Consider the following 17,848-nt stretch of genomic DNA (forward strand, 5'->3'; position numbering starts at 1 on the left):
TGTGCCTATTCCAAGGCGGTTACTGAACATCCACGCCTACCGCTTCGGAAATATGCCGGAAACCGTCTCGCCGAAGAAGATTGCGCAGACCGGCATGGAGCCGGCGGTTCACCTCGGGACCTTCGTAGATTAGTGCCGTATAGATTTCAACAAGACTGGCTCCCGCCTTGATTTTATCGTAGGCGTCCTGCGGAGTGAAAATTCCGCCTGAGCCGATAATCGGAAGCTGTCCTCCGGTCTGGCGGTATATGGCCGAGATAATCTCCGTCGAACGGTCCCGGAGCGGCTTGCCGCTGAGACCTCCGGTCTCCGATGCCCGCACATGACTCAGACCATTCCGGGAAATCGTCGTGTTGGTGGCGATAATGCCGTCCACTCCCGCATTCGCGATGGTATCCACCATATATTCAAGCTCAGACGCGCTGACATCCGGCGCAATCTTGACCAGAATGTTCTTCTTAACCCCGCTCTTTCCGTGCTGAAGCTCCATCTCGTCCTTCACTTCGGCAAGCAGGCGGGAGAGCTCGCTGCCATGCTGCAGGCTCCGGAGATCCGGCGTATTCGGCGAGCTGATATTGACGACAAAAAAATCACCGTACGGATACAGCGTACGGATACACTTCCGGTAATCCTCATGAGCTTCTTCATTCGGGGTCGTCTTGTTCTTCCCGATATTGACTGCTACCGGAATGCTGCGGCGGCCTGCCGCTTTGAGCCGCTTAGCCATCGCGTCGGCTCCCTCGTTGTTGAAGCCCATCCGGTTGATCAGCGCTTCGTCGCTCGGAAGGCGGAACAGACGCGGCTGTTCATTGCCGGGCTGTCCTTTTGGCGTGACCGTTCCAACTTCCATGAAGCCGAAGCCGATCGAGGAGAAGCCTCCGATCGCCTGGGCGTTCTTATCCAGTCCGGCCGCAAGTCCTACCGGTGTATGAAAATGGAGTCCGAAAAGATCGACCGCAAGCTCCGGCGTCTCCGGAACTCCGTACATCATGCGCAGCGACGCTTTCCCGCCCGGGAGGGCAGCTGACTTTTCCAGTCCCCCGATGACGAGATGGTGCGCCGCTTCCGGGTCCATTTTAAAGAAAAAAGGCTTGGCAAAATTTCGATACAACACCGCTCTCGCTCCTTCAGGCATAAGGTCTCATAATGATTTTAGCTTTTTCCGGGCGAAAAGAAAAGTTCCATGCCAAGGTGGATGAACAGGTGTGCCTTGCAGAGTATAGTATTTTTCTTGTAAACGCATTACAATGAAAGTGTAAAGCCTATATGAACTGATAGAAAAGGAAGGTCGAATCCTATGTCAGCCAAACGCAAACCGCCAACTATTCAGCAGAAGAAAGAAGAGGTCAACCGCAAGGCGATTATCTGGGTCAGCATAAGCATCGCCCTGCTGGTTATTCTGTTCGTTGTGCTGTTCCTCGTTACCAGCAGCTAATACGCGTTCACACCTGGATGCGCGGGATTCATCCGTTGTGTGCCAGGGCAGACGTCGCATTATCTCCACCGGTTGCGTGCTATCAGGCGTTCTAGTTCAGCCAGTGATATTCTTGGCGGGGGTTGGTCTGGTCACCGGCAGGTTTCGTCTTGAACGGCTCCAGCGGAACCACCTTGGTATCAGGTAAAAGCCCCCCTTCGGCGATATGCACCGGCGTTCCCTTGGGAACCAGATTGAACAATTCCTCGATATCCTCACGCTTCATACGGATGCATCCGAGCGATTCATCCTTGCCGATACTGTCCGGTTCATTCGTTCCGTGAATGGCATAATTCGTGTCCGACAGCTGCATGCCCCGGCTTCCAAATTCGCCGTTATCGTGGCCATTGGGATTTACGACCTTAATGGAGATGATGAAGTCGCCGACCGGCGTCTTGCCTCCACCAAGACCCACTTCATAGCTTCGCAGGATCACTCCGCCGCTGGCCACCGCCAAGCGGTGTTTTTGCTTGTCTACGAGGATGGTCATCGGACTGGACAGGAACGGAACTTCCTTCCCGCCTTGAGCTGTCGATGGAATGCTGCCCGGCGCCTCGGGCGCCCCTGCCGACGGCGCCGAACCTGCCGAGGCCTGAGCCAGCGCCTTCAGCGGGTCGAAGGCCTTCTCCATAAGCGGCGTCGTTCCGTACATCCAATTTCCTGGGAAATCACCGGTAAGCTGATCCAGTGAATCCGGGTAGCTGCCTGTCGATGCCTTGTAGGCCGCCATGGCGCTCCAGAGCGAGGACAGCTGTTCCTGCCGCTGCTGCCATTCCGCCCCTGACTTCTTCAGTGTTCCGGCATCCTCCGGCTTACAATTGCAGACAGCGGCGTTATAGGATTGGATCACGGATCGGCCGTTCTGCTGCCGATCTAACGTATAATCCACCGGCAGCCCACCTTGCCAGAGCAGCCATTTGCCGTCCCGCTGCATGCCCAGCACAGCGGTCTTGGTGGACTCATCGGCACTGAGATCGCCGAGAGTTACGGCAATATCCCGGCGCGCTGCGGCCGCGCCGGTCTCCCGGGCGGTGAAGCGCAGCTCGTTCACCGCCGGCTCTGCGGCCTCGCCTGCCTGCGGCGCGGCCTGATCCTCCGGCTGCGACTCCTCCGCAGCCGCCCCTCCGCCGCCGTAACCATCGGCGGTTACGGCATCCGTGCTTCTGCCCGGCGCCGATGCACCGGCGGGCAGAAGCACCAGCAGCAGCAGCGCGAGGCTCAGCAGCAGCCGGCGGATTCGCGTCTTCCGCAGCGCTCGCTCGCGGGCGCTGCGGAGCAGGCCTTCCTCGTATTCCCGGAACATGTCCGCCGGAATCTTGCTCTGCTCGAAGGCCTCGTACACGCTCCCTGCCCGGTTAAAGCAGTAGTTCGCTTTGCCTTCCTGCCCGCTTCTTTTATATTCTCGGCCCAGCAAGTACCATGCCATTTTATTGTCGTGGTGCTTCTCCACGTATTCTTTGAGATACTGCAGATTCTTCATCTTGGCCTCCGTCGATATGCATAGAGCTGCTTCACTATTTATATCGGCCTTCGGGCGGCAAAAAGAAACCCCGCTCCATTATTTCGGAACGGGGTTTCTACTAAGCTGTAGGATCTGTCTAATGGTTTAGCCTTCCTTATTGAAAGGAGCGTCCGCCACCTTGATTGAATCGGTAGGGCAGCCGTCAGCCGCATCCTGCATATCGTCAAGCAGATCTTCCGGGATCTCGGTCACGCCGCGATTGCTGTCGCTCTCGTAGATAACCTCGGCCAATCCCTCATCGTCGTAGTCGTAAATATCCGGTGCTGTTGCACCGCATGCACCGCAAGCGATGCAGGTATCTTTTTCCACCCAAGTGTACTTAGCCATAATCTGTCTGCCTCCTGTTAACCGGTAAGCTCCGCTTCTGGCGGGCTTTGATTCTTATAACGGTTGTCCGTTTCTTCTAGTCATATTAATATAAATAGTCGCTAATTTCAATCGAAGTCCCACTCTTTTAACAAAAACGCCCAGGCGTTCTATTCATCTTCCCCCTGTGGAAGACGCAGCCGGTCCTTCTGCAGAGAGGTTCCGCGCTCTTTGTGATTGCGCAGCAGAGCCGCGTGGGGATCGTTCAGCATGCCCGCTGTCAGGACAGCATTCTCGCCAAATTTGTTCCGGAGCATGTCCATTGTCTTGTTCAGCGATTCCTTCCTGGGCTGGCGCTCGTATTCGAACAGGTCGAGTTGAATCGCGGAGTCCTCCTTCGGCATGAGGCCGTAGAGCGTAACCCCGAGCAGCCGGATCGGACGGTCCTCGCTCCAATGCTTCCTGAATAGACTGCAAGCGGCTTTAAACACATCCTCCGCAGACTCGGTCGGAACTTCAAGCTGGCTTGACCTTGTGATCGTCTTCATTTCCGGGGTCCGGACAGTGAGCTGAACCCCTGAAGCAACGAGCTTCTGCCGCCTCAGACGTCTTGCGACCTGATCGCTCAGGGAGAGCAGCACCGGGCGCGCTTCGCTCAGACCGGCAATATCACCGGGAAGGGTAGTCGTATGCCCGATCGATTTGTTCGCCTCCCTTTCGGGGTTGACGGGAGCCTCATCGAGGCCGTTCGCTGCGCGCTTGAGCCATGAGCCCATGACTCCGAATATCTCTCTCAGCATATTTTCATCGGCAGCGGCCAATTGACCTATGCTTAATATGCCGAGGCGCTTCAGCTTCTCTGCCGTCTTCCCGCCAATGCCAAACAGCTCGCCGCATGGCCTGTTCCACAGTACCGTCGGTACATCGCGCAGGCGAAGGATCGAAATACCATTCGGCTTCTTGAGATCCGACGCCATCTTGGCGAGCAGCTTGTTCGGCGCGATCCCGACAGAGCATGGGAGACCTAGCTCCTCCCGGATTCGCCGCTGAATCTCCTCCGCGATCTCCGGAGGCGTTCCGAACTGCCGGGAACCGGTAATATCCAGGTAGCATTCGTCGATGGACACGGCTTCCAGAAGCGGCGAATAGCTGTATGCAATTTCCATGAAGGCGGAGGAATAACGCCGGTACAAGTGGAAGTCGGGCTTAATGATGATAAGCTCGGGACAAATCCGCAGCGCCCGCTGCACCTGCATTCCTGTCGATATCCCCCGTCCCCGGGCCGGGTACGAGCAGGTAACGATAATCCCCTTGCGGAGCTCGACGCTGCCGGCGACGGCGGTCGGCCGTCCTTTATAGGCATCCGGATTCTCCGCCTCATGTACCGAACAGTAGAACGCGTTCATATCGACGTGGAGAATGACCCGTCCGCTGGATGGATAATACCGGTCTACCCTTTCGTTCACGTTCTCCCACTTCCTTCATTTAATACCCGTTCTTTTTCACCATATCGGTTCTGACATTATCCCATGCTATCAGCATACCCCCTTCAAGGAAGGTGGGTCAATCGTTTGGGCGGATCGAAAGCTGGAAGGACGTGAAGTCTGTCTGCTGTCGGTTCATCACACTGGCTTGAATCAGCCGGTCAGGCGAACGGCTTGCTGCCTGCTGCCCACGCAGGTGTTTGAACTCGGCATATTTGCAGGAGTTCTGGCGGTATGGATTGAATTATCTTTAGAATGAACAGGAGGGATTTTCAATCATGTTTTTCAACCGGAGGGTAGGAATCTTTTTATTTATCCTCATCATTCCTGGCGGTTATGGCGCAGAAAAGATTGAAATTCATAATTCAGCGGTCATACAATGGATTCAGGAACAGTTTACCAAAGTGGAGCTGCTTGCATCCGTTTGTACCGGAGCGTTTCTGCCTGCCGAGGCCGGACTGCTTGAAGGCAAATCCGCAACAACGCATTGGATGGATATCGATCGGCTTGCCTCCGAATATCCAGACGTTAAAGTGTTGAGCAATAAGAGATATGTCGATGAAGGCCGCGTTATTACTTCCGGAGGTATATCATCCGGCATCCTGATGTCTCTGCATGTCATTCGCCGCCTGATTGGCGAAGAGATCGCCTTGAACACAGCCAAACGGATGGAATATGACATTGCTGGCATCTAAACGAGGTGAATGAAGGAGAGGTCGGCTAAGCTCAAAAGAGCAACAGAGCAACAATTCCGGTTTGCGGCGTTTCCAATATATTTTCATGATTTTCATGGGATTCTGTCCATGAAGTGTGACTTCTCTGTTACATTCCCGCGTAAAAATGCTATAATATAAAAATTCATTCCCGATTTTTGACGTTTCCGCTGCACATCGGCGAAGTAGACTCGTTACAGAGCGAAGTCAAAACCACGCCCAAGCGGCAAGTTATGCGGGGAATTATTCGGAAGCCTATGCTATCAAAACTAAGTCTACGCTTTCGAGGCAAGTTTTGCGAAGTTATTCAAGGAAGCTTATGCTATCAAAACTAGGTCTATGCTTTCGAAGCAAGTTTTGCGAAGTTATTCAAGGAAGCTTATGCTATCAAAACTAGGTCTACGCTTTCGAAGCAAGTTTTGCGAAGTTATTCAAGGAAGCTCATGCTATCAAAACTTTTAGGAGGACTCAAATGTCTAAGTCCATCACCATCTTCGATACCACACTGCGCGACGGCACTCAGGGCGAAGGGATCAGTCTGTCGGCGGACGACAAGCTGAAAATCGCCAAAAAACTCGACGATCTGGGTGTGCACTACATTGAAGGTGGCATTCCTGGAAGCAATATGAAAGATATCGAATTTTTCAATAGAGTAAAAGATCTCCGGCTGAACGCCAAAGTTACCGCATTCGGCAGCACACGCCGCAAGAACTCGCTCGCGGAGCAGGATGATAATCTGCTGCGCATGCTGGCTGCGGGCGTACCCGCTGCTACCCTTGTCGGGAAATCATGGGATTTCCATGTGCATACCGCCCTGCAGACCACTCTCGAAGAGAATCTGGCCATGATCGGCGATTCCATCGCTTTTTTGAAGGGCAAGGGGCTTGAGGTCATTTTTGATGCAGAGCATTTCTTCGATGGTTACAAGAATAATCCCGAATATGCCGCGGCCGTTATGGCCCGGGCAAGTGAAGCGGGCGCGGATTGGCTCGTCATGTGCGATACGAACGGCGGCACTCTGCCCCATGAAATTCGGGATATTGTGACAGATTTGACGCAGCGGATTCCCGGCGCCAGCCTCGGCATTCATACCCATAACGACTGTGAGCTGGCCGTGGCGAATGCGCTCAGCGCAATTCAGGCGGGAGCCCGTCAGGTTCAGGGTACGATCAACGGCTACGGCGAGCGCTGCGGCAACGCTAACCTCTGCTCTATCATTCCGACTCTGCAGCTTAAAATGGGTTATTCCTGCATCCCGGAAGAAAACCTGCCGCAGCTGACCAATACAGCCCGTTATGTCAGCGAGGTCGCCAATGTGAACATGCCGGTGAACCAGCCGTATGTGGGAAGCGCTGCGTTCGCGCATAAGGGTGGTATCCACGTCTCGGCCATCCTCCGCGATTCGCGCACTTACGAACACATCGCGCCCGAACTGGTCGGGAACAAGCAGCGTGTGCTGGTGTCGGAGCTGGCCGGCCAGAGCAACGTGCTCTCCAAGGCGCAGGAAATGGGGCTGAACCTTGACCCAAGCAGCGAACAGGCCCGCAAGGTGATCGACAAAATCAAGGACCTGGAGCATCAGGGTTACCAGTTCGAGGGCGCGGATGCCTCGCTGGAGCTTCTGCTGCGTGAAGCGACAGGCGAATTGAACGAGCTGTTCACGTTTGAATCGTTCAAAATGCTGGTGGAGAAGTCGGCGGGCAAGCCAGTCGTCTCCGAAGCGTTCGTCAAGCTGAAGATCGGCGGCGAGACGCTGTATACAGCGGGCGAGGGCAACGGTCCTGTCAACGCGCTGGACAATGCGCTGCGCAAAGCGCTGTTGGCCCATTTTCCGCAGCTTAAAGACATGCACCTCTCCGACTACAAGGTCCGCGTGCTGGACGAGAAGGACCAGACGGCCGCCAAGGTCCGCGTGCTGATCGAATCCAAAGACTATACCGATACGTGGAGTACCGTCGGGATGTCTGCCAACGTCATCGAAGCCAGCTGGGAAGCGCTGGTCGATAGTATGCGGTACGCGTTGCTGGGCCAGATTTCCCCGGAGAACACCGATTTGCTCGATGTCGGACAGCGGGGACTCGTCAATCACTGAACAGCTATCTACACCCCGCTTCGTCATGAACGCCAACAAGCCGCTCCTTCGCTCAAAGCGAGCGGAAGCGGCTTTTGTTGTATTTGATGTTTACCGATCAAGCTGCTTCAGCTTATCCTCCAGTTGCTCTGCCGTGATCCCTCCCAGAATCACTTCCGCAACGACGCCGTCCCGTCCAACCAGCACATTCGTCGGAAAGACAGCCCCGTTGTATTTCTCGAAAATATCCCCTTTGATATCGTACATGACGGGAAAAGATAGCTTGTACTTATCTGCAAATCGCTGCGCATTGGCTATATTGTCATAGCTCGTCACATTGATGCCGTAAATCTCCAGACGGTCGCCGAACTTCTCTGCAATCCGGTTCAGCTCTGGAGCCTCTGCCTTGCAGGGATCGCACCAGGATGCCCAGAAATTGAGGAGCACTGCCTTGTCCCGGACTCCATCTACCTTGTAGACAGTGCCGTCATCGCCGTTTGTACTGAAAGATGGGGCCCGGAATCCAGGCTCGGGCCTGCTTTCAGACGAAGGATTTGCCGCTTCAATGGCGGCAGCGAGTAGCGGAATGTTGTTCACTGCATTTACCCGGTTAGTGGATTTTCCCGAAGCTTCCACGCCGCTGTTTACATACAGAACAGCAATAAATCCTAGCAGGCCAATGGCCACATTTCGAAAGATTGCCCTCTTCATCCGCAGGTTTCCTTTGCTGGTAGAGTGATTTGGTCCTATTGTACCCTTCGAAAAGCATGTTTTATACCGGGGATCTATCGGAGATTATGATACAATACAATCAGCATATTGCGCTTCCGGTTTGCACCGAACTGTCCCATAATAAAAAAAGGGATTTCGTCCAGGACGAAATCCAATGAAGAGAGAGGGGTGAACAATGACAGCATACCAGGGTACAGCTCCAACCATTCAGCTGAAGCCTTCCGTCTATCAAGCGCTGGGGAAGCACTTGGCATCCAGTCTTCCGCACGAAGCGTGCGGTGTCCTGCTGGGTGCTGCCGCAGCGGGCGGCATGCGCATCGACACCTATGTGCCCATGCGCAACGTAGCGCCTGACCCGCTGCATGCGTTCGTGCCGCATCCGGCCGACTGGGTTGCGGCACTGTTCATGACGCCGCCTCCCATTGGCCTGTTTCACTCCCATCCCCGATCTGCTCCCTTCCCTTCTGCCGCCGATTACGCCGGTCTGCATGGGTTGGAGGAGCATTTCGCGGTCTATTTGATTGGTGCGCCAGGACCTGCCGCAGGCGAACCCATTCAGTTGAATGGCTACGAAATCATCCGTACCAGAACCGGGCTCGGGCCTTTGACCTTGGGTCTCGCTGAAGCGCAGCTTCAGCTTCTGCTCAAGTAAGCGTAAAGATCGCCAAGCGTCTCGACCTGCTTGCGGCTGGCAATCTCACTCAGATAGGAGACCCACAGCTTCGCTGTCATCTTGGAATCCTCCAGGGCATTATGCCGGCCATGGATCGGAATTCCGTGAACCGTTAGCAGCTCGTCTAGCGTGTAATTGCTGCGGTTCGGTTCCAGCCAACGCGCCAGCAGCATCGTATCCAGCACCCGGTGGGTCAGCTGAACCTTGGAAGTCTTCCAGAGCGCCGCGTTGAGAAAGGCTTTATCATGGGCGCTGGCGTGAGCGATCAGCACTCTTTTTTCCACAAAAGCCATGAAACTATGAAGTCCGTCAATCAGCGATGGAGCCTTATCGCACATTTCATTCGTGATCCCGGTCAGCTCGGTGATATTCGCCGGAATGGCCGTCTGGCAGTTCACCAGCGTGTAGAAGCATTCCTCTTCCTTAATCTCCTCACCAACAACCTTGATCGCGCCGATCGACAGAATCTCATCCCCGTGCTGGCTGGAGAAGCCGGTCGTCTCCAGATCGAACACAACCGTCTCAAGCTCGGACAAGGGGGTGTGCAGAACCTCGGGCCGGCGTTTCTCTCTCATCAGAGACCGAATGAACGCGAGCTGCTGGGCAGTCTGCTGCCCCGTCTCACCGCCACGGATCGAAGCGATCGCAGACGGCATCCCGCCATGTCTTAAGTTGTTCCAGAATCCGCCGCCTTTGTTCGGCTCCTTCATAGCTGTCTCCTTTCCGCCAGGCGGAGCTGCCGCTGCAGAATGCGGTGAATCCGCCGGACCAGAAGCAGGCTCTTCCTCAGTTCGGACATCGTCTGCTTGCTCTTCAAATCATTCTCCGATGCATAATCGCTGCCTGACAGCAGCCCGTCTTGCTCTGTATACGGAGTGCTGGAACGCATGCCGAGCGCCATGAGAAACGCTTTGTAAACGCCTTCCGGCAAATGATGAAATTCGTCGCTTAACGATTTCAGCCGCTTGAGCGTCGAGGTTTCACGCATCCCGTTCTGCAGCGAAAAGTAGCGGACTCCGTTCACAAGCGGGATGTACAGACCGTATTTAACGTCAAACCCGCCGGCATTGTCCCCAAACCGCTCCGTAAGCACCTGTCCGAGCAAATTCAGCGTAGCCTTATGTCTGACGGTATTGCGCAGTACTGCCGCAAGCAGCTTGTCGTTATCTCGAAAGCCTTCGTGAAAAAAATCAAGCCACGACTCCGACAACGCCTGGTCGCCGGCAATATGACGCATATCGGACGATATAATCAGATACCGAATCGGCTCCCATTCAAGTTCGGAGCGCCAGGATGTAAGCTGCTCCTTCCATTCCTGAAGCGTCTTGCGCCACAGCGGTTCGGAGCACATGACCTTTCCTTCGCATTTCTCGTATCCGACTTCCTCCAGCATTGCGGACAGCCTTATTCCGAATTCCTCAAAATAAAGCCTCTTGGCTTCTTCCGGCTCCCCTTCAATAATCAGCCCGTTATCCTGATCGCTCCAAAGCGTTGTTTCCTCACGCCCGGCACTGCCGAATACAATAAAGGAATAAGCGCAGGGAGGCGGGCCATAGCCCGCCTCAATCATCTGCGCCTCGGATAAGGTTACCGCTCGTCTTGCAACGGCGTCATGCATTGCGTTGACACGGACCATCCATTCCTCGATCGGGATAACATGGAGCTGATTCAGGAGAACCTTCTGACAGGCAATGCGCCCCGCCTTTAGCTCCTGCGGCGAACCGGAGGCTGCGATGGACTGATCTGCTGCATCATAGTCCCAATCGTCGGTTTCCATCGGTGTCACTCGGTCCGCCCTCCTGTGTTATGCAAGTTAGTGTTTTTACTTCTTCTCGGAATCCGTGATCAGTTTCATTTGTTCCGGATATCCATAAGTACCGTGTTCGCTAATGTCCAGACCCATCAATTCTTCTTCTTCCGTTACACGCAGGCCGATAACCAGCTTGATGATGTACAGGCAGATGAAGGACATGACGGCAACGAATACGAAGGTACCGACAACACCGAGAACTTGCACGCCCAACTGGTGAACGCCGCCGCCATAGAACAGACCAGCTTTACCAACCAGACCGTTAGCTTCGATAAGGTCAGGATCTGCGAACAGACCAGTGGATACCGCACCCCACATACCAGCAATGCCGTGAACGGAGAAAGCATAGATCGGATCGTCAAGTCCAGCACGTTCCAGCCATTGTGCCGTCATGAAAGTGAATGCGCCGGCGATCAGACCGATGATGATGGCAGCCCAAGGTTGAACGAATGCGCAGGCGCCGGTAATGGCAACCAGAGCGGCGAGTACGCCGTTCAGCATAGCCGGGATGTCGGATTTGCCGAAGTACAGCCATGAAGCAACAAGTGCTGCAAGACCGCCGGCCGCAGCCGCGATATTCGTTGTCAGAGCAACGTGGCCGAAGAAACCGCCCATAGGGGACAATGCGCTGCCGGGGTTGAAGCCGAACCAGCCAAACCAGAGAATGATTACACCAAGAACCGTCAATACTTGGTTATGACCCGGAATGATAACCGGCTTGCCTTCTTTGTTGAACTTGCCAAGGCGCGGTTTCAACAGGATCGTAGCGACTACCGCCGCTGTAGCACCTGTCAGATGGACGACAGTGGAACCTGCATAGTCCTGCATACCTTTTGTTGCCAGCCAGCCGCCGCCCCATACCCAGTGAGCAACAACCGGATAAATGATTACCGAGAACAGGATACCAAAGATAATGTATACGCTCAGCTTCGCGCGTTCAGCCATACCGCCGGAGACGATGGCAAGGGAAACTGCCGCGAATGCCATTTGGAACAGGAATTTCACATTCATCGTTACGTCGGAGAAGCCCAATGCGTTCGCATAATGAGAAGCTGCTGAATCACCGCCGTAGAAGAAGCCGGTAGTACCAATGATATTGTTACCGTCACCGAAGCCGAATGCGAAGCCGATTGCCCAGAAGCACAAGCTTGCAATCGCCAGCGTCAGAACCGTCTTGCCGGCTACGTGACCGGCATTCTTCATGCGGACCGAACCGGCCTCAAGAAGGGCAAAACCCGCTTGCATAAAGAATACCAGAATGAACGCCAGGAATGTAAATGCCGTGTCCAGTCCGATCTGTAGGTCTGCCGGCGCAGGAGCATCGGCCGCGAATGCGCTGACCGGATAAATCATTAGTGTCAGCATCGCTAACACAAAACAAAGCCATTTTCTTTTCATGAATCCCCACTCCCCTATGTAATATATTCTAACAAAGCGTGAAACTCTTAATGTCATTATAAGCAATAGTCAGCAATGTTGACAAGACAAATTTTCACGAATCGGGAAATTAATTTTCCTGTCGTTTTCACAGCTTTCAAATAGCATTATTCCAAGCCCTGCGGCATAAGTTAGTCCAAAGCATGACGTTTGACTGTATGGTTTTGCGTTTGATATCATTATAAATGAATATATTCCCTTTCACGCCCCACAAGACTCACAGGGGGTACTTTCATGAATTGAGGTGAACATTATGGGGATACGAAGCTTTACCGGATCGGCGAATTAGCGAAGGCTGCTGGTTTGAGCGAACGAACGATCGACTATTACACCAAGTTGGGACTTATCGACCCGGAAACGCGAAGCGAGAAGAACTACAGACTGTACGGACATGAAACCGTAGGCCTATTGGAACGTATTAATGAATGGAAGCAGGACAAATACTCATTGGAGGAAATCCGGTCACTGATCGGCAAATGGAAGGCGGCTACCGCAGAAGCAGCCGTCTCCGGCAAGCTTGCCGAACTGGAGGTACACATGCAGAAGCTGCAGCGGGAGCTCAAGGAGCTTGAGCCGGCGCTAAGCCAGCTTAAGCCGAACCAGGCCAGACGGGCGCTCGCCCATCTGATTCCGCAAGGGCTTGCCTGCATTGAAGCCATCCGGATTATGATGACTCAGGGTCCTTCGATGTAAATACATGAAGTGGAGGAATACAAGAATGATGGGATTTATGTATCTATTAATTATTGTCGCCTTTATTTTCTCACTGTGGGCGCAGTTTAGAGTCAAAGGATCTTTCAGCCGATGGGCGCAGGTGCCGAACCAGAACGGGCTGACCGGCTATGAGGCAGCCAGAAGAATGCTGGACGCGAACGGGCTCAGCGATATTCCGATCGAACCGGTGCGCGGCACGCTTACCGACCACTATGACCCGATCCATCGCGTCGTTCGCCTGTCGGAGCCGGTCTACTACGAACGCTCCATTTCGGCCGTGTCCGTCGCCTGCCACGAGGTCGGCCATGCCATCCAGCACAAGGTACACTATCCGATGCTGGTACTGCGCCACCGGATGTTTCCGGTAGTCAACTTCGCCTCCGGCGTCGCTCCGTTCATGCTGATCGCCGGCTTCCTGTTCAGCTCGCTGAACCTTATCGGTCTTGGCATTATCTTCTTCTCGGCAGCCGTCGCGTTCCAGCTTGTGACGCTTCCGGTCGAATTCAACGCCAGCAACCGGGCGCGCCAGGTTATGGTTGAGCAGGGCTTCATCCGCAATGAGGAAGAACGCGGCGTCGCCAAGGTGCTCAATGCCGCCGCACTGACCTATGTCGCTGCAGCGCTCGTATCCGTGCTCGAACTGCTTCGTCTGATTCTCGTCTACACGAGCAGCCGCGACTAAGATACCGATTAAACAACAATACCCCGGAAGGCTCTAGGAGCCAACCGGGGTATTGTTTTGTCTCATGCGGAAGTAGGTCAACAGAAACGCCCTGAATGAACGGGCCACCAGCGGCAGCTTGCCGTCAGAACGGTGGATAAGGCCTATTGTACGATTTACTGCGGGCTCAATCACCCTGACCTGGGCCGGCTGCAGCGCACCCGTCTGGAACAAGGCCAATTCGGGCAGCAGACTCACACCCATACCGGCAGCTACCAGGCCGCGAATCGTATCCGTCTCTCCTCCCTCAAAAGCAATCTGCGGCGTGAAACCGGCCTTCTGGCAAGCCTGCCATACAATCGGACGCAGGGAGTAGCCCTGGCTGAACAGCACGAACTGCTCTTCCTTCAACTGCTCCAGGCGAATTACCTTCTCCTCGGCAAGCGGATGGTTTCGGGGCAGGATGGCGAACAGTTCCTCGGTCATCACGACATCCCCTACCAGCTGCTCATCGCTCTCCGGGCACGGAGAGGTGAACGCCAGATCCACCTCACCCGACAGCACATCCTTGATGAGCGAGGGATACGTCCCCTGCTTGAACCGGAATTTCACATGGGGATAATGCCGGCGGAACTCGGAGACGATCGCCGGAATCAGATGCGTCCCCAGACTATGGGGAAATCCGATCCGGATTTCACCCCGCTCCGGGTCCAGAAACTCATGCACTTCGGCCACTGACCGATCCAGATCCTTCAGGATGGATTCCACCCTTTTGCAGAACAACTGTCCAACCGGAGTCAGGTACAGATTTCGCCCCTTTTGCAGGAACAGGTCTACGCCAAGCTCTTCCTCCAGCAGATGAATCTGCCGGCTGACTGCCGACTGCGCTACATGCAGCTCCTCCGCAGCCCGTGTGACATGCTCTTTCTGGGCGACCTTCAGGAAATATTGCAGCTGTCTTAGTTCCATGTTGCACTCCTCTCCCTTCCGCGCCTGATCGCGGCTCTCTCCAGTCTCTTTACCGGCTTCGCCGGAGTGAAAACAGCCGGATGATTAGCCCATACAGAATAAACCCGGCAATCAGTCCTCCGATATGCGCTTCCCAGCTTACGTTCGGCGTGATAAACGAGGAGATGACTCCGATGATCAGCAGCGAGAACAGCGTCTTGCGCGAATTCTCGTCCATCAGAGAGCGCTGAAAGAGTGCGATGTACAAATACGCTCCATATGCGGCGAAAATAGCCCCTGAGGCGCCCACAGACACGGTAACCTCTTTCATCGCGTCGCCCCATATGCCGGCAGCAGCCAGATTGCCTGCCACGCCTCCCAGCACATATAGCAGCGCATAGCGCCACCAGCCCATCAGGCGCTCCAGAGGAGGGATGAAGACCAGCAGCGCGAAACAGTTGAACAGAAGATGCTCGAAACCGTTATGCAGGAATATCGCCGCGATATAACGCCACACCTCTCCCCGCTCGTCGCCGGAATTGACAATGGCGCCGTAGCGAAGCAGCGTATTCGTATCGGTGGAACCTCCGTTAAAGGTCAGCACAAGGAACATGATCAGATTGATCAGCAGAATGATGCTGGTCACGGGATAATACTTGAGATAGCTTCTCCAGTTCTCGTAGCGAATGAATATCATGGCGTCACCCTTCTCTCGGTCCGACCTGTCAGCTCAGTATGAAATGTTCAGGTTGGACAGGATCTTGTCAATATGATTATAATTTACTTTGGCAGGAACAATCCAATTTCCCAATTTCGAGGAGGAATTATCGTGACGCAGGAAAGAACAGGCATTGCCGCTTTTAAAGGAAGTCCCATTACGCTTGTAGGCCCGGAGCTTCGTCCCGGTGATCAGGCTCCCGATTTTGTACTCAGCAAAAATCTGCTGGAAGATGCCACGCTGAAGGATTACAGCGGTAAAGTGAAGCTGATCAGCGTTGTCCCTTCTCTGGACACCGGCGTATGCGACGCGCAGACCCGGCGTTTCAACACGGAAGCAGCCGAGCTCGGCGATGAGGTGGTCATTCTTACGGTAAGCGCCGATCTTCCGTTTGCCCAGGCGCGCTGGTGCGGAGCAGCCGGAATCGACCGGGTCATCACACTCTCCGATTACAAGGAGAATGCGTTCGGCAAATCTTACGGCGTCCTGATCAAGGAATTCAAGCTGGATATGCGGTCTATCTTCGTACTGGACAAGAACGATAAAATCGTCTATGTCGAGTACTTGGCCGAAATGTCCGAGCATCCGAACTACGTAGCCGCGATCAGCGCAGTGAAAGGTCAGCTGTAGGACACCATTTTAACACTTCCATAACAAAATGCATGGTTAAAAAAGCGGAAGAAGGCCGAGCCTTCCTCCGCTTTTGTGTTGAATCGAGAGCCCATGCGGCAGCAGGAGCGCTTATCCCAAAGAAGCGCATACAAAAGAGCGCCGATGCAGCCGGCCGGCGGTATCGCTTCAATCCAGCTTATGCTTGCCGATTTTCTTGTCAAGTGAGCCGTAGAGCCGCTGAATGACCCTGTAATTGGCGCCCAGATCTCCGAGCGATCCGCGGGAGGCGGAATAGATGTCGACGGCGCAGCGCGACGGTGAGGTGTTCAGAACCGATACGGTGATGTCGAGTGTCCGGCCGAAAGCCGTCTTCTTCTCCAAAATGATCTCTCCGACGGATTGAACCTCGTGAAGCACCTTGAAGCCGGGAATTTTCTTCAGGGTGGAGGAGATTTCCTCCCAACCTTTATCTTTGGTGAGGTTGTAATACCGCGTTTTGAGTGCAGGTTCTTTGGCACGGTCGCTGGTTCCTTCATGACTGCGGAACAAGCCGACCAGGTTTCTTTTTAAAGACAACTTACTTCCTCCTCATATCCCAAGTTCACTATTGTTAGTGTAACATTCTTATCTGCGGAACAAAAGGGATTCCCCCTCCATTCTTCAAAAAACGTGATGCCAACGCGCAGACTGAACCCATACAGGGCTTGATTCTCATAAAGAAGCGCCCAGTCTTCGGTCTGAAGAACTGGACGCTTCGTTGTGTTTGAAGGAAACCCGCCTATGCCGTCCGACTGCATTGTCTTCTGAACCTGCAATAGCAGGTGGGTGATCGCAGTTGCGGTTTTGAAGTCCCCTTGTCATATAGACAGGGCCTTTCAGCTGCGCTTCATGTAGATCTCCCAAGACATTATCATTGGTTCAAAACAACGAGCAGCCAATAACGAACATCGCAGGATTTGTTCTAATTATATTGCGTTTTTACGAAAAAGTAAACCTTGTATGCGCTTTATTTTACACCGGATTTCCTGCATCATACTCTCGGGCGGTCCTCATCCTCCACATCCTTCGCCTGACGGGCTTTTTCCGCGTCATCCTCCGCTTCGTCGCCGTCCTCCTCTTCCGCATTATCGCCTTCAAGCGCTTCAGCCGCTTCTTCCTCTTCCCGCCGTTTCTTCTCCTCGGCCTGCAATTGGAGCTTGTTGTACGTCGCGTAGAAGTTGAAGAAAGCGAACAGCGCAATCAAAGAGGGGATTCCGACGAAGAATAGAGCCGGATATTTCGTCCCGATAAATCCAAGAACAACGGCGCCGATCAGTGTGCTGAACACCCGGATTGGACGGGCGATGGTCAGCAGAATCGAGTTGATCATCACCTGCTTGAAGCCCATCTGGTAATGCACGACGATCGAGAAGAAATTGAACATCGAAATCGTCATGAGGATCATCAGCACCAGCATCAGGATGCCGATGATTCTGAAATTGGGCATTCTGTTCATGTATACCGTTACATCCACGTACATCACAACGAACATCAGCGTGTAAATGGCGCCTCCGGCCATGCTCTTCTTGTAGTTCTCCTTATAGCCCGAGAAAAAAGTCTTGAACGTACCGACATCCGTATTGCCCATTACCCATTTGCGGACAACCGTGAACAATGCCGAAGTTGCCGGAAATACGGTAAACGGCGCCGTCAGGGCAATCGCCCAGTTCAACGTGATCTGCTCATCCGCGCCGCCTTGGCCGGAAGCCATCATGATCAGTTTCAACACCAGAAAAAAGATAAACGGAGATGAACACAACACCCATATCACATTGCTGAACGCTATTCGGGATATCCACTCCGTAAGGCGGTATAGTCCACCCATTGCTCCTTTGAACTCCACAATTCTTCCCCCTGTCTACTCACTACTGCATATCCTAACTATACCTTATTTGAAGGGAACATTTCCATAGCCCATGTTTCGCCGGCTGGGC

General features: G+C 53.9%; 19 protein-coding genes and 1 other RNA gene. 7 read left to right on the plus strand and 13 right to left on the minus strand.

All coding sequences use genetic code 11. The features are described 5' to 3' along the window. Positions 1-19: 19 nt before the first annotated feature. Positions 20-1,114 carry a quinone-dependent dihydroorotate dehydrogenase gene (locus tag KIH86_RS11445; protein WP_223088534.1) on the minus strand — a complete coding sequence of 365 codons (1,095 nt, stop codon included), beginning with the start codon at positions 1,112-1,114 and terminating at the stop codon, positions 20-22. A 183-nt stretch (positions 1,115-1,297) separates the two neighbouring features. On the opposite strand from KIH86_RS11445, the gene KIH86_RS11450 reads away from it, so the two are divergent. Beyond that, positions 1,298-1,435 carry a hypothetical protein gene (locus KIH86_RS11450; RefSeq protein WP_223088535.1) on the plus strand — a complete coding sequence of 46 codons (138 nt, stop codon included), beginning with the start codon at positions 1,298-1,300 and terminating at the stop codon, positions 1,433-1,435. A 91-nt stretch (positions 1,436-1,526) separates the two neighbouring features. Here the strand turns inward: KIH86_RS11450 and KIH86_RS11455 are convergent, their stop codons facing one another. The 3 genes from KIH86_RS11455 to KIH86_RS11465 form a co-directional block, all read right to left on the minus strand. Continuing rightward, a complete protein-coding gene (locus KIH86_RS11455; protein ID WP_223088536.1) occupies positions 1,527-2,954 on the minus strand; it encodes a L,D-transpeptidase in 1,428 nt (475 codons plus the stop codon). Between the two features lie 126 nt (positions 2,955-3,080). Then, entirely contained in the window at positions 3,081-3,323 is a 243-nt protein-coding gene (locus KIH86_RS11460) for a ferredoxin (protein ID WP_038695173.1), read from the minus strand. A gap of 149 nt (positions 3,324-3,472) precedes the next feature. Further along, a complete protein-coding gene (locus tag KIH86_RS11465; protein ID WP_223088537.1) occupies positions 3,473-4,768 on the minus strand; it encodes a DNA polymerase IV in 1,296 nt (431 codons plus the stop codon). 296 nt (positions 4,769-5,064) lie between these two features. Here KIH86_RS11465 and KIH86_RS11470 point away from each other — a divergent pair, with 296 nt between their 5' ends. Both KIH86_RS11470 and cimA read left to right on the plus strand, forming a co-directional pair. Continuing rightward, positions 5,065-5,481, plus strand: a complete 417-nt coding sequence (locus tag KIH86_RS11470; protein ID WP_223088538.1) for a DJ-1/PfpI family protein — start codon at positions 5,065-5,067, stop codon at positions 5,479-5,481. Positions 5,482-5,971: 490 nt separating this feature from the next. Then, positions 5,972-7,591, plus strand: coding sequence for a citramalate synthase (gene cimA / locus KIH86_RS11475; RefSeq protein ID WP_223088539.1), 1,620 nt, complete (start codon positions 5,972-5,974; stop codon positions 7,589-7,591). 90 nt (positions 7,592-7,681) lie between these two features. On the opposite strand, the gene KIH86_RS11480 is transcribed toward cimA, so the two are convergent. Then, entirely contained in the window at positions 7,682-8,281 is a 600-nt protein-coding gene (locus KIH86_RS11480; RefSeq protein WP_223088540.1) for a TlpA family protein disulfide reductase, read from the minus strand. Between the two features lie 196 nt (positions 8,282-8,477). On the opposite strand from KIH86_RS11480, the gene KIH86_RS11485 reads away from it, so the two are divergent. Further along, positions 8,478-8,954 carry a Mov34/MPN/PAD-1 family protein gene (locus tag KIH86_RS11485; protein WP_223088541.1) on the plus strand — a complete coding sequence of 159 codons (477 nt, stop codon included), beginning with the start codon at positions 8,478-8,480 and terminating at the stop codon, positions 8,952-8,954. Here the strand turns inward: KIH86_RS11485 and KIH86_RS11490 are convergent. The 3 genes from KIH86_RS11490 to KIH86_RS11500 are packed head-to-tail and all read right to left on the minus strand — an operon-like array spanning position 8,936 to position 12,183. Beyond that, entirely contained in the window at positions 8,936-9,685 is a 750-nt protein-coding gene (locus KIH86_RS11490) for an exonuclease domain-containing protein (RefSeq protein WP_223088542.1), read from the minus strand. The genes KIH86_RS11485 and KIH86_RS11490 overlap by 19 nt on opposite strands. Beyond that, positions 9,682-10,752 carry a DUF294 nucleotidyltransferase-like domain-containing protein gene (locus tag KIH86_RS11495; protein WP_223088592.1) on the minus strand — a complete coding sequence of 357 codons (1,071 nt, stop codon included), beginning with the start codon at positions 10,750-10,752 and terminating at the stop codon, positions 9,682-9,684. Before KIH86_RS11495 ends, KIH86_RS11490 begins: the two co-directional genes overlap by 4 nt. Positions 10,753-10,797: 45 nt before the next feature. Beyond that, the gene (locus tag KIH86_RS11500; RefSeq protein ID WP_223088543.1) at positions 10,798-12,183 is read right to left on the minus strand and encodes an ammonium transporter; all 1,386 of its coding nucleotides are present in this window, start codon (positions 12,181-12,183) and stop codon (positions 10,798-10,800) included. 315 nt (positions 12,184-12,498) lie between these two features. Between KIH86_RS11500 and KIH86_RS11505 the strand changes: the two genes are divergently transcribed. Next, positions 12,499-12,915, plus strand: a complete 417-nt coding sequence (locus KIH86_RS11505) for a helix-turn-helix domain-containing protein (RefSeq protein ID WP_223088593.1) — start codon at positions 12,499-12,501, stop codon at positions 12,913-12,915. A gap of 25 nt (positions 12,916-12,940) precedes the next feature. Next, positions 12,941-13,618 carry a zinc metallopeptidase gene (locus KIH86_RS11510; RefSeq protein ID WP_223088544.1) on the plus strand — a complete coding sequence of 226 codons (678 nt, stop codon included), beginning with the start codon at positions 12,941-12,943 and terminating at the stop codon, positions 13,616-13,618. A gap of 33 nt (positions 13,619-13,651) precedes the next feature. Here the strand turns inward: KIH86_RS11510 and KIH86_RS11515 are convergent, their stop codons facing one another. Next, positions 13,652-14,566 (minus strand): LysR family transcriptional regulator, encoded by a 915-nt coding sequence (locus KIH86_RS11515; protein WP_223088545.1) that lies wholly within the window; start codon positions 14,564-14,566, stop codon positions 13,652-13,654. 49 nt (positions 14,567-14,615) lie between these two features. Next, complete coding sequence (locus KIH86_RS11520) at positions 14,616-15,242, minus strand: rhomboid family intramembrane serine protease (RefSeq protein ID WP_223088546.1); 627 nt, start codon at positions 15,240-15,242, stop codon at positions 14,616-14,618. A gap of 132 nt (positions 15,243-15,374) precedes the next feature. Between KIH86_RS11520 and tpx the strand changes: the two genes are divergently transcribed. Beyond that, positions 15,375-15,893, plus strand: a complete 519-nt coding sequence (gene tpx / locus KIH86_RS11525) for a thiol peroxidase (protein WP_223088547.1) — start codon at positions 15,375-15,377, stop codon at positions 15,891-15,893. A 168-nt stretch (positions 15,894-16,061) separates the two neighbouring features. Here tpx and KIH86_RS11530 read toward each other — a convergent pair whose 3' ends face one another. From KIH86_RS11530 to KIH86_RS11540, 3 genes are all read right to left on the minus strand, one after another. Continuing rightward, complete coding sequence (locus KIH86_RS11530; protein WP_223088548.1) at positions 16,062-16,451, minus strand: DUF1499 domain-containing protein; 390 nt, start codon at positions 16,449-16,451, stop codon at positions 16,062-16,064. Positions 16,452-16,642: 191 nt separating this feature from the next. Further along, positions 16,643-16,834, minus strand: a non-coding RNA gene (ssrS, locus tag KIH86_RS11535) — 6S RNA. Between the two features lie 71 nt (positions 16,835-16,905). Further along, the gene (locus tag KIH86_RS11540) at positions 16,906-17,757 is read right to left on the minus strand and encodes a YesL family protein (protein WP_223088549.1); all 852 of its coding nucleotides are present in this window, start codon (positions 17,755-17,757) and stop codon (positions 16,906-16,908) included. Positions 17,758-17,848: the final 91 nt, after the last annotated feature.

The organism is Paenibacillus sinensis (assembly GCF_019904155.1).
Classification (GTDB): Bacteria; Bacillota; Bacilli; order Paenibacillales; family Paenibacillaceae; genus Paenibacillus_AQ; species Paenibacillus_AQ sinensis.